The following is a 12,695-nucleotide window of genomic DNA, read 5'->3' on the forward strand; positions in this document are numbered from 1 at the left end:
GCTTTTTAAAAAGGGGATAGTGATAATGATGGAAACTGCATGGATCATACCGCTTTTCCCGCTATTATCGTTTTTGATCCTTCTTCTATTCGGTAAACGGCTGAAAGAGTCAAGTGCATATGTGGGCATTTTGCTTACGCTTGCATCACTTGTCTATTCGGTATTGGTGCTATTCGAGCGATTCTCGGCGCCAACCTACAAAACAGAGGCCGTGTGGCTCACCATAGGAGATATTCATTTAACAGCGGGCTTTGAAGTGAATCAATTAAATGCATTGATGCTGTTTATCGTATCGCTCGTTAGTTGTCTGGTACATACTTACTCAAAAGGTTATATGCATGGTGACGAGCGATTTCATGTGTTTTATGCGTACTTGGGATTATTTACGTTTGCGATGCTGGGTCTGGTGCTTTCACCGAACCTGCTGCAAACCTACTTTTTCTGGGAGCTTGTCGGTGTCGGCTCATTCTTGCTAATCGGCTTTTACTTTTACAAAGAAGAAGCAAAGGCTGCGGCAAAAAAGGCGTTCATCATGACCCGTATTGGGGATGTTGGGCTCTTAATCGGCATGATTCTATTATTCTGGCAAACAAAAAGCTTTGAATACTCTACTATTTTTAAAGCAGTGGCAGACGGCGATGTTTCACAAGGCTGGATCACGCTTACCGCCATCCTGATTTTTATCGGGGCTGTCGGAAAATCCGGTCAGTTCCCGCTGCACACATGGCTTCCAGACGCGATGGAAGGCCCTACACCGGTGTCAGCATTGATCCACGCGGCAACAATGGTTGCGGCAGGTGTTTACCTTGTAGCGGCACTCTTCCCGCTGTTTGCAGCCAGTAAGACGGCATTGCTGACAGTTGCAGTGATTGGGGCGTTCACCGCCATTTTTGCAGCCAGCATCGGCCTTGTGCAAACCGATATTAAAAGAGTACTTGCGTATTCAACGGTCAGCCAGCTCGGCTATATGATGCTCGCTTTAGGCTCTGCCGGCTATGTAGCCGGAGTGTTCCACCTGATGACACATGCTTTCTTTAAAGCGCTGCTGTTCCTTGCAGCCGGAAGCGTCATTCATGCGGCACATACACAGGACATTGAAAAGATGGGCGGACTTTGGAAAAAGCTGCGCCTGACGGGTCCGTTATTCCTGATCGGAACGCTGGCAATCAGCGGGGTTCCGTTATTATCCGGATTTTTCAGTAAAGATGAAATATTAGCCGCAGCATGGGAAGGCGGACATCCTGTTCTGTTCCTGCTTGCGGTAATTGCAGCATTTTTCACAGCATTCTACATGTTCCGCCTGTTCTTCATGGTCTTTACAGGAGCACCGCGCGGCGACATGAAGCATGTACATGAATCACCATCGATGATGACAATCCCGATGATCGTTCTTGGCGTGCTGGCAGTCGTGTCCGGTTATGTGAACACGCCTTGGTTCGGCACCTTCCTTGGCGACTGGCTGACAGACGGAAATGAAGCACTTGGCCACGGACATGTGGAAGGTCCTGCATGGATCATGATTGTAGCGACACTCGTTTCCCTGGCAGGTATTTTCCTTGCATGGATGATGTACGGCAAGCGTTCACTTTCACGTGATTGGCTAAGCGGCAGGGGAGACGCACTCCACACGATCCTTTATAACAAGTATTACGTGGATGAGTTTTACGAGCTGACAGTCGTGAACATCACAAAAGGAATCAGCTATTTCCTTCGTTTTATCGACGTTTTCCTTGTTGAAGGAATTGTTAAAGGAGTATCTGGTTTTGTTCAGGGCCTTGGAAAAACAGGCTCAAAGCTTCAAAATGGCCAGGTACAGACATATGGCGCGATGGCGTTTGTCGGACTTGCGTTATTAGTTGTAATCTTTGCGTTAACAGGGGGGTACTTAAAATGAGTTTATCTTCTGTGCTTTCGATCCTGGTATTCTCCCCTTTACTAGGTATCATCGTTCTTGCGTTCATGAAAAACACGCAGGAAAAGCAAATCAAGATCGTTGGATTTCTGGCAACCTTACCAGCACTGCTTCTGGCACTTGCCTGCTATTTTCATTACCAGGCAGGAAAGAATCTTAATGATTTTTCCGTCGTAAAATCATGGATTAGCTTTGTAGGTGATAAAAGATTTTATACAGTTGACTATGAGCTTGGCCTTAATGGCTTTTCACTCATCATGGTTGTATTGACAGCCATTATCGCATCACTTGCGGCGATTGCCTCTATCCATATTAAAAAAGAATGGAAGGGCTATTTCATGCTATTCCTTCTGCTCGAACTGGGTATGCTTGGCGTATTCACCGCACAGAACATGATTTTATTCTTCGTCTTCTTCGAAGTAACACTGGTGCCAATGTTCTTTTTAATTGGCAAGTGGGGTTATTTTGAAAAAGAAAAAGCAGCATACAGCTTTTTAATCTACAATGGTCTTGGTTCTGCTATCTTACTAATCGTGATCATGGTGATGTTTGCTAAGACCGGAACATCCAATATTCATGGATTGATGCAGATTATCCAATCACCGAAAGGCCTTTCTCAAGCTCAGCAAAATTAGGGCTATTGATCGCACTTTTAGTGGCTTTCGGCGTGAAACTGCCGATCTTCCCGCTGCATAGCTGGATGCTTCGCGTTCACGTTCAGGCACCGCCATCAATCGTTATGATCCACTCTGGGATTCTATTAAAAATTGGTGCGTTCGGTTTAATCCGTTTCGGGATGGGGATCTTCCCTGAGCAGTTCCAGAAGCTTGCCGTGTGGCTTGCCGTACTCGGCATCATTAACCTGTTATACGGAGCGTTTCTGGCGTTTATTCAAAAGGATTTCAAAATGGTCCTTGCCTACTCTTCCATTTCCCATATGGGAATCGTACTGATCGGTCTGGGTGCCATGAACGAAGCGGGAATCCAGGGTGCCATCTTCCAAGTAGTATCACACGGATTAATTTCCGCGCTGCTGTTCTTCCTTGTTGGAGTCTTTTATGAACGGATGGACACTTCGCTTATTGGCAATCTTGGCGGTATTGCAAAAGGAATGCCACTTGCAGCTGGATTCCTGCTTGCAGGAGCGATGGCTTCACTAGGCCTTCCGGGTATGTCCGGTTTTGTCAGTGAATTTATGGCCTTCCTTGGATTGTTCAAGGAAATGCCTGTCCTTGCTGCGGTTGGAACACTTGGTATCATTATGACTGCTGCTTATCTGCTTCGTGCCGTCCTCGGCATGACATTCGGAAAAGCGCATCGTGAGTTTGCCGGCACTGCAGATTTAAAAGGAGCAGAGTTTGTACCGGTTCTAACTTTGTTAGTTTTAATTGTATTAATCGGCGTTTACCCAAGTGTGATCAGCACACCGCTAAAATCGACACTTGATACGATTATGCTTGGGCTAGGGGGTTGATGAAGGATGGATTTTGAGACATTGCAATCATTTCAATGGGGAATCATGGCGCCGGAGTTCATCATCCTTGGTGCTGCCGCATTGCTTTCACTATTAGATTTATTTATGCCAAATAAGATGGACAGGAAGATTTTTGGCTGGATCGGTATCGCCGCTATTTTGGCGGCAATTGTGTCGCTTGCAGGATTGCTTGATCAGCCTGCCGTATCGATATTGGATGATACGTTCCGCCTTGACGCCTTTGGCAAGATGTTTAAATTCATCCTGCTCGGCGGCTCGGCTTTGGTTCTTCTGCTGGCAATCAGCTATGAACCGAAGGATGGGCTTGAGGAGTCAAGAGGGGAGTTTTATTATCTCTTCTTAACCGCATTGTTAGGCGCAATGATGATGTCTTCTAGCGGAGACTTAATCACTTTGTTTGTCGGCTTAGAATTATTGTCTATTTCTTCTTATATTCTTGCTGGCATCAAAAAACGCCAGCTGCAGTCGAACGAGTCGGCGATGAAATATGTCATTAACGGCGGAATTTCAACAGCCATCACACTGTTTGGGATGAGCTATGTATACGGCTTGACTGGATCAACCAATCTAAGAGCAATAACAGAGCAGCTGTCCGTCTTGGCGAATGTACAGCATGCCTACCTGCTTGGACTGGCGTTCCTGATGATCCTTGTCGGACTTTCCTTTAAACTGGCGGCTGCCCCGTTCCATATGTGGGCACCGGATGTTTACCAGGGGGCGCCGACTCCTGTTACGGCATTCCTAAGCGTCGTTTCCAAATCAGCGGGCTTCATTCTGATTCTTCGCGTACTGTTATCAGTTTTTGGTGTTACGCCGACGAACGGGCCGAAATCAGTTCCGATTCTTCTGCACATGCAGGATTACATTTCCTTTATCGCAGGTGCAACGATGATTATCGGTAACGTTATTGCTTTAAGGCAATCAAACATCAAACGCTTATTTGCATTTTCAAGTATTGCCCATGCGGGTTATATCCTTGTTGCATTTGCAAATCTAAGCTTCATCATGTTTGATGCCATCTGGTTTTACCTAGTTGCCTATCTGTTCATGAATCTGGGGGCTTTTGCGGTCATCCAGGTCATTTCTGAAAAAGAAGGCTCAACAGAAATCAGCAAGTTTGCTGGTCTTTACCGCCGGTCTCCGGTGCTGGCAGTCGTGATGGGAATTCTGATTCTGTCACTGGCAGGTTTCCCGGGCACTGCTGGCTTTATCGGTAAGCTGAACATCTTCATCGGTGCATTCACAGGAGATAATTCACATTATGTCCTAGCATCCATTATGATTGCGACAACAGTCGTATCCTATTTCTACTATTTCGGATTACTGACACAAATGTTTTTCCGCCCGGCTGCAAGCGATTCTAAATTCAACCTTCCAGTTGGCATTCTAATCGTCCTGACTGTCTGCGTGGGAGCGACAGTGATTCTTGGAATCCTGCCAAATACAGCACTGGATTTCCTGCATAACCATGCGAACCAGTTCCGGGACTTTTTGCAATAAGATGTAAAGTCACAGGCTGGCGACTTAGTCTGTAATACAGCCGCCTCAAGCTTTGGGGAAAGCTTGGCGGCTTATGGTTAATACAAGGGGTAATATATATGAAAAGAAGGGACGCAGGTTCCTTCTTTTTTTGCGTTTTTTCTTCAAGCTTTTTATTCAACTTTTTCGGATATTGTATGTCATTGTGGTAAAATTATGGTTGGCAAAAAAAGGAGGTTTGGTGATGGTAACAGATTTAGGACAAATGGCTTTATTGGGTATTATTTTGCATTTGGTATTTATCGCACTTTCGTGGTGGGCACTGCAGGCAATCCAGCTGGAAAAGCTGCTTCGCGCCAATCATGTGATGCAGGCAAGGGTATTGTATATATTATTGGCAATTGTGATCGGGTCTTCGGTTAGTAACTTCTTCCTCGACTATCTCCAGTGGTCAAAACAACTTCCATTTATTTTACAATAATGAATTTGGAAAAAATTTATTAAAATTAGTAAAAAATTAGGGCTTAATGCATGTTTTCATCTTCGTGTTTTTTAGATACAATTCTCGTTGTGTGGCAAAGGTTTGTTTGTACTTTAAAGTAATAAAGATTGTCATTTGATGATCCTGTCAAAAAGTGACGATAATTCCCAAGTATGCTCTTCTTCTCCCTGGAAACAATGGTAGTAAGGGGAAGGGGAGAAGTACTAATGAAAGAGAAATTAAAATTTATTTTATCAATAACTGCCATCATGGGTTTTATAATATTTCAATATGGGAATAGAACGACTGTAGCCGATGGAGGGCTTGACTTACTTAAATTGGCTTCCGTTTTACAAGGCGAAAATATTTTACTCAATGAATGGTCTGTTAATGCAAGGGAACATTTGGTAAAGCTGAAAACCCAACAGGAGATAGAAGTCTACGCTGAAGATCTTCGACAAAAATTTCCTGAATGGAAATGGACCGTTACATCAACCCGCCAAAAATGGGAAGTAACCGCTGTTTCTCCAGCACATGAAACTCTTCAACTATTGGCAACCCACACAAACCAGAAGGCTGATGCGTATATTGTATACAGAGTAAATGGTACTGCATGGAATAGGGATGTTGAGTCTTTTTCACAGATGGCCAATTTGAAACTAGACTAAGCGACATATTTCGAGGCAATCCCACAATTTTCTCTTGTGTAAAAGGCGAAATCGGTGATAAGATGTTTAAGGCTTTACCTAATTCAGTAAATAATGTCCTTTCTGCTTTTAATGCAAAAGAAACCGAAGCTTTAAAAGAAGACAATTTTATGTCAGTAACGGCATTTTCGCCAATGTTTTCCGATTCGATTTCGGATAAAAAAGGAAGTATGAATTTACAAGTCGCAGTACGGTCAGAAGGATTGGGCGCTAAGACTACCATAGTTATTGGCACACCAATCATTACGATTGAATATTAATATAGAGAAATTGGACGCGGAGGGGAATACTCTTGGAAAAGATCATCGTCCGCGGCGGACAAAGGCTTTATGGTACGGTAAAAGTTGAAGGTGCGAAAAACTCCGTCCTGCCTGTTATCGCTGCAACATTATTAGCAAGTGATGGAAAAAGTGTAATTCGTGATGTACCGACTCTCTCCGATGTATACACAATCAATGAAGTATTACGCAACTTAAACGCTGAAGTGGTGTTTGAAAATAATACAGTTGTAGTAGATGCATCCAGAGAGTTAGAAGTAGAAGCGCCGTTCGAATATGTTCGTAAGATGCGCGCTTCAGTTCTTGTAATGGGATCATTATTGGCCCGCAATGGACGTGCGCGTGTAGCGCTTCCTGGCGGATGTGCCATCGGATCTCGCCCGATCGATCAGCACCTTAAAGGTTTTGAAGCGATGGGTGCAAAGGTTAAAGTCGGAAATGGCTTCATTGAAGCAGAAGTTGACGGCCGATTAAAAGGCGCTAAAATCTACCTGGACTTCCCAAGCGTAGGTGCAACAGAAAATATCATGATGGCTGCGGCACTTGCTGAAGGTACAACCATCATCGAAAACGTTGCAAAGGAACCGGAAATCGTTGACCTTGCAAACCTATTGAACAAAATGGGCGGAAAAGTAAAAGGCGCTGGAACTGGTACACTTCGAATTGAAGGCGTAGAAGTATTATTCGGCACAGAGCATTCAATTATTCCAGACAGAATCGAAGCAGGAACGTTCATGGTTGCCGCGGCGATTACAGGAGGAAATGTTCTTGTCCAAGGCGCTGTTCCTGAACACTTATCTTCATTAATTGCAAAAATGAAAGAGATGGGTGTTATCATTGAGGAAGAAACAGACGGTGTCCGCGTAATCGGCCTGAAAAATTGAAGGCTGTCGATATTAAAACGATGCCTCACCCTGGCTTCCCAACTGATATGCAGTCACAAATGATGGCATTGCTGCTTCGCGCAGAAGGCACTAGCGTCATCACTGAAACTGTATTCGAAAACCGTTTTATGCACGTTGAGGAATTCCGTCGTATGAACGCGGATATTAAAATTGAAGGACGTTCTGTCATCATGAATGGCTCTTCAAACCTGCAGGGTGCAGAAGTGGCGGCAACTGATTTGCGTGCGGCAGCAGCACTTATTTTAACAGGCCTTGTTGCTGAAGGTATGACTCGCGTTACTGAATTAAAACACTTGGACCGCGGCTATGTTGATTTCCACAAGAAATTGGCATCCCTGGGCGCAGACGTTGAACGCGTTAACGACGTTGAAGAAGTGCTTGCAGAGAACGAAACTTATATCGCAGATATGAATGCGTAATTTAAAATAATTAGGAGAGGAGCTGCATGGATTTTTCCGAAAACGAACCGAAGAAACATGCTGTCAGATGTCTGGCAGGTCATGTTCCTTCGGTTTTTTGTTAGGTTTTTTTTTGATCTATTCGAAAATAGCTATTTTTAATGAAATTCTCATTTGCTATTATTGATTCCGCATACTATCATTTGCCTGAATGACTACTACAATCGGAAAGCTGTGATAGTACAGTGAAATTTTATAAAAAAAGTGTGGCGATTTTTTTAGCAGTAATGAGTCTGACGGGCTGCGCTCATCGGGATGATGCGGTGACTGTTCATGTAGAAAAGGTAAGGCTTGATAAGCGAGTTCCCGTTGAACATGTAGGAGTGGATGAGAAGGTCCACTTGGAACGACATATAAGGATCGATAAGCGAATTCCAAGGACCCTCCCGGAAAAAATAAGAGACTACCTGATCGCACATCATGTGAATGGAAGCATTGAAGTGGCGCGAAAAAATGTGGTTCTTTTTGAAGAGGGAATTGGATTTTCAAATATAGCGAAGAGGACACCTAATCAGCCGCTGACTACATTCCCAGTTGGTTCGATAACCAAAACGTTTGTGGCAACGAGCATTATGCAGCTTCAGGAACAGCATAAATTGAGTATTCGCGATACAGTGGCAAAATACATACCTGATTTTCCAAGGGGACGAAGAATCAGGCTTGGCAACCTATTGGCTCATACCTCCGGAATTCAGCCGCCCTTATGGAAGCTGGGCGATACGAAGCCTGGCGATCTGGTCAGGGAAATAGAAAAAGGCCGATTAAATTTCACGCTGGAACGAAGTGGGATTACGAGGATGCCAACTACATGGTATTGGGCTATATCCTCGAAAAGGTGACCGGTACCCCGCTTCATGAATATATTCAAAAAAATATTTTCAATAAGTCAGGTATGATTCACTCCGGGTTCATTGCTCCGGGGAAACGGACCGCAATCAATTCGGTTGGATATTTGAAAGATGGGAAAAAGATATTTTCGACCCGTGTTTCGAATCCGTATATTTTGTACGGGTGCGGTGACATTTATGCAACCACAGATGATTTGCGCCTGTACGACCAGGCCTTGATGGACGGAAAGCTCGTAACGAGAAACAGCCTGGAACAGATTTTGACGCCGCGATCCCGTTCCTTCTATGGACTTGGACTTTATAATAATGGAAATGCATTTTACAGCAGAGGGGTACTTGGCGGATGGGATACGGTGCATTTTTATTTTAAGGACCATACTTCCGTTGTTGTTCTTTTAAATATACGAAATAAAAAAAGCGAAATTTATAAAATACCGAATGATTTGTATAAGTTGGTAATCGCAAAGAGTTGAGTAATATATAGTCATAAATGCTTGTCCGCTTCCATAGAATTGAAATGAGACGTAAGCCTGCAGATGAAGCTGCGGGCCGTTTACTTTTCGAAATGGAGGCTTACACATGATCAAAGTCAAACCACTATTCGCACTAGCTGCCATCCTATTTGCCATCACATTAATCGTTCCAGCCCTGCTAGTGATGCCTTTTATGGAAGGAAAGGCAAGCGGCAAATTAGCGGAAGAATTGAAAGCAGATAATACAAGTGGGGTGGTGGTTCCAACGGAAGACTCAGCAGTTGATGTAGCTGTCTATCGGACCTCACTAAAGAGAATAGAAAAGCTGCCAATGGAACAATATCTCATCGGGGTTGTTGCCGCGGAAATGCCGGCAGACTTTGAAATGGAAGCATTGAAGGCCCAGGCACTCACCGCCAGGACCTACATTGTAAAGCAGATGTTAAGTGAGGAAAATCTGGCCTTCCAAAGGGTGCTCAGGTTACGGATACAGAAATCCATCAAGTGTATAAAAGTGATGAAGAATTAAAACGGGACTGGGGAATGGATTATAGTTGGAAGCTGAAGAAAATTACTGAAGCTGTCAGAGCCACGAGCGGACAAATCCTTACCTACCATAACCAGGCAATCACAGCTACCTTCTTCTCAACAAGTAATGGCTTTACGGAAAACTCCGAGGATTACTGGTCCAACGCCTTTCCTTATTTAAGGAGCGTCGACAGCCACTGGGATAAAAATTCGCCAAAGTTTCAAAGCCAAAAGGTGCTCGCTGTTAATGATTTTGAGGATTTGTTGGGTATAAAATTAAAAGATGGCAAGGCGATTGGTAAAATCATTGAACGGACAGCCGGAAAGCGGGTAGGCAAGGTCGATTTTAGCGGCGATGTTTTGACCGGGAAGGAAATTCGCGAAAAACTGGATCTTCGTTCTTCTGATTTCACATGGGAACGAATCGGCAACAAAATCCTTATTTCCACCAAAGGCTATGGCCACGGCGTGGGCATGAGCCAATACGGTGCCAACGGAATGGCCAGCCGAAGGGAAGACCTATGAGGATATTGTAAAACACTATTACAAAGGCGTAGAAATATCCGATGCGAAAAATATGCTTGCAACGATAACGGCCCGGAAATAGATAGAGTATGAGGGGGAGCCAGGCTGGTGCCTGGCTTTTTGGATTGAAAGAGGTCAGGTTTATGAGAAGGTTGGTATTTTGGGAAAAGTGGTCGGTAAATAAGGGGAAAGGTTTGGTATTTTTAAAAAAGTGGTGGGTAAATCGAACGAACTGGTTGGTAAATCATTTAAAGTGGTCGGTAAACGGAAAAATTACCAAGGATCAATTACCTGAGCCAGGCTCCGGCCTGGCTTTTTGTATCAAGGGTCTTCCTAAAAGAGGCATCTGAAGGAAGAAGGTTGGTATTGAAGAAAAAGTGGTTGGTAAAAAGCAATAAGAGGTCGGTATTTTATTAAAAGTGGAGGGTAAATGAAAAGTTCCCGTCGGTAAATTCCTCATTTAGGTCGGTAACTAAAAATCTAGTCAAGAAATGTACATTTTTTAAAGATAATTCATTTAAAAAATGTTCTTGGTAGAAGGTATCATCTCATTTAATGAAGAAATCATTCAAAAAACAGAAGGGAATGATACCTTTGATTGTAAAAAAACGAGAAGTTTCGTTGAAATACAGAAAGATCGAAGCGTTTTATTCAGGAAGATTGCCGAAGAATCATCCAAAACGCCCACTGATTGAACAAGAATTTAACAATAGAAAGGCGGGAGATGCTGGAGAGAGAGGAGTCGACTATTATATAAGGAAACTTCCTGAGGAGGGCTATTATATTTTTCATGGCCTCAGGTTATTAAACGGTGAATTTGCTTTTCAAATAGATACTCTGATTATTACTACAAGGTTTGGATTAATTGTGGAAGTTAAAAATATTGCAGGAAATCTGCATTTCGATAAGAAATTCCATCAATTCACCCGAAAGATTAACAACATAGAGAAAAGATATAAGAACCCCATTTTACAAGCCCAACAACAAAGAGACGAATTAAGAGAATGGCTGGAGAGAAACCACTTTTTGGATATTCCGATTGACTATCTTTTTGTAAACAGCAATGAAAGGGCGATCGTTTCTGCGGATCCTGGATATGAACTTGTCTACCGGCACGCCTGTAATAGTGACTGTTTACTTCAAAAAATTATGCAGCTATCAAATTTTTATAAAAAGGAGATCCTGTCGACGAAGGAAGTGCGTAAACTTAACCGCCTGCTCCTCAATAAACATACCCCTGAGGATATAAATATCCACGAAGCCTTTAATCTTACGCCGTCTGACCTTATAACCGGAACGCAATGTCCCAACTGTAATTCGATTCCAATGTCCTACCATTATGGGAGCTGGAAGTGTCCGGTCTGCGGCATAAAATCGAAGGATGCCCATATTAAAGCTATAGAAGACTACTTTCTTCTTATAAACCCCTCTATCAATAATTCACAATTAAAAGAGTATCTTCATCTACCATCTGCAAGAATAGCCTACAAAATCCTAACTTCCCTTAAAATGCCTCATACTGGAACATTTAAAAACCGCATCTATTTTCCAAAGCCATAAAAATATTTTCCTTTAATATGAATAGAAATGATCTTTTTGTCGAAAAATAATCAGAAAATTTTTTTTAGCCATATGTATATTATTCTACCGATCTGTTCAGAATGATTGCTGAGGTGATGAAAATGAGAGAGGAAGAAAAAAGAACTTCTCAAAGCTCCAGCTTTAAGCGCTTTTTCAAAAAGCGTTGGGTATTTCCAGCCATTTATATCGCAAGTGCTGCAATCATTCTGACGGCGGTTCTATGGTATCAAACGAGTAACAATGCGACAGACAAGTACGATTATAAGGCAACGGATCTAAACGGCAAAAAATATAATCAGCCGTCAATGGAAGTAAGCCGTGCGCTTGAAAATTTCGAGATGCCTGTCAGCAAATCAGTGGAAACAGTAGTTGATAAAGGATTCTATGATTTTAAAGGCAAAGAATCAGATCAGCAAGCAGCGTTGGTTTATTACGATGATACGTACCAACCAAACACTGGTATCGACCTTAAGGCTAAAAACGGCGAAACGTTTGACGTCGTTGCATCCTTAAGCGGTAAGGTTACAAAGGTTGAGGAAGACTCGCTGCTGGGGAATGTGATTGAAATTGAGCATGACAAGGGTATTGCAACTCAATATCAATCCGTTACAGACGTGAAGGTCAAGGTTGGCGATGAAATCCATCAGGGACAAGTGCTTGCAAAGGCTGGGCAAAGCTTGTTCAATGAAAAAGCAGGCGTGCATGTACATTTTGAAATCCGTAAAGATGGTGTTGCGGTAAATCCGCAAAATTATTTTGATAAGCCGATGAGCGCTTTACAAGCTGAAGAGCCTGTAAAGAATGTGAACAATCCTGCTAATCAAGGCTTAGAAGATAGCAAATTGAAGGATAACCAAAGCGGCAGCACTCCAGATACAACTGGCAATATTGAAGAAGATCAAAGCAAGGACACTAAGTCCAAAGATGATCAAAGCAAGTCGAAAGATGAAAAGAAGTCTGACGACAGCAAAGCTCCTTCAGAGCAATCTTCTCAAGATAAAACTAACTCATAATAAAAAATATCA

8 protein-coding genes and 4 pseudogenes are annotated in these 12,695 nt (G+C 43.0%); all 12 read left to right on the forward strand.

What is annotated here, in order from left to right:
- Positions 1–25: 25 nt before the first annotated feature.
- The 12 genes and pseudogenes from nuoL to RCG23_RS13040 all read left to right on the forward strand — a co-directional run bounded on the left by nuoL (position 26) and on the right by RCG23_RS13040 (position 12,683).
- Positions 26–1,894 (forward strand): NADH-quinone oxidoreductase subunit L, encoded by a 1,869-nt coding sequence (gene nuoL / locus RCG23_RS12985; protein ID WP_308176025.1) that lies wholly within the window; start codon positions 26–28, stop codon positions 1,892–1,894.
- Positions 1,891–3,386 (forward strand): annotated as a pseudogene (locus RCG23_RS12990) (NADH-quinone oxidoreductase subunit M). Before nuoL ends, RCG23_RS12990 begins: the two are co-directional and overlap by 4 nt.
- 6 nt (positions 3,387–3,392) lie before the next feature.
- Positions 3,393–4,907, forward strand: a complete 1,515-nt coding sequence (nuoN, locus tag RCG23_RS12995; RefSeq protein WP_308176026.1) for an NADH-quinone oxidoreductase subunit NuoN — start codon at positions 3,393–3,395, stop codon at positions 4,905–4,907.
- Between the two features lie 223 nt (positions 4,908–5,130).
- Positions 5,131–5,367, forward strand: coding sequence for a DUF1146 family protein (locus tag RCG23_RS13000; protein ID WP_308176027.1), 237 nt, complete (start codon positions 5,131–5,133; stop codon positions 5,365–5,367).
- 227 nt (positions 5,368–5,594) lie between these two features.
- Positions 5,595–6,035: a YwmB family TATA-box binding protein gene (locus tag RCG23_RS13005; RefSeq protein WP_308176028.1), complete on the forward strand. Its 441-nt coding sequence runs from the start codon at positions 5,595–5,597 to the stop codon at positions 6,033–6,035.
- 26 nt (positions 6,036–6,061) lie between these two features.
- A complete protein-coding gene (locus RCG23_RS13010) occupies positions 6,062–6,334 on the forward strand; it encodes a YwmB family TATA-box binding protein (protein WP_308180055.1) in 273 nt (90 codons plus the stop codon).
- 32 nt (positions 6,335–6,366) lie between these two features.
- Positions 6,367–7,676, forward strand: a pseudogene (murA, locus tag RCG23_RS13015) (UDP-N-acetylglucosamine 1-carboxyvinyltransferase).
- 266 nt (positions 7,677–7,942) lie between these two features.
- Positions 7,943–9,036: pseudogene (locus tag RCG23_RS13020) on the forward strand (serine hydrolase domain-containing protein).
- Between the two features lie 106 nt (positions 9,037–9,142).
- Positions 9,143–10,171: pseudogene (gene spoIID, locus RCG23_RS13025) on the forward strand (stage II sporulation protein D).
- A 61-nt stretch (positions 10,172–10,232) separates the two neighbouring features.
- The gene (locus tag RCG23_RS13030) at positions 10,233–10,439 is read left to right on the forward strand and encodes a hypothetical protein (protein WP_308176029.1); all 207 of its coding nucleotides are present in this window, start codon (positions 10,233–10,235) and stop codon (positions 10,437–10,439) included.
- A 205-nt stretch (positions 10,440–10,644) separates the two neighbouring features.
- The gene (locus RCG23_RS13035) at positions 10,645–11,649 is read left to right on the forward strand and encodes a nuclease-related domain-containing protein (protein WP_308176030.1); all 1,005 of its coding nucleotides are present in this window, start codon (positions 10,645–10,647) and stop codon (positions 11,647–11,649) included.
- 122 nt (positions 11,650–11,771) lie between these two features.
- Positions 11,772–12,683: a stage II sporulation protein SpoIIQ gene (locus tag RCG23_RS13040; RefSeq protein WP_308176031.1), complete on the forward strand. Its 912-nt coding sequence runs from the start codon at positions 11,772–11,774 to the stop codon at positions 12,681–12,683.
- Positions 12,684–12,695: the final 12 nt, after the last annotated feature.

The organism is Neobacillus sp. PS3-34 (assembly GCF_030915465.1).
Taxonomy (GTDB): domain Bacteria; phylum Bacillota; class Bacilli; order Bacillales; family Cytobacillaceae; genus Neobacillus_A.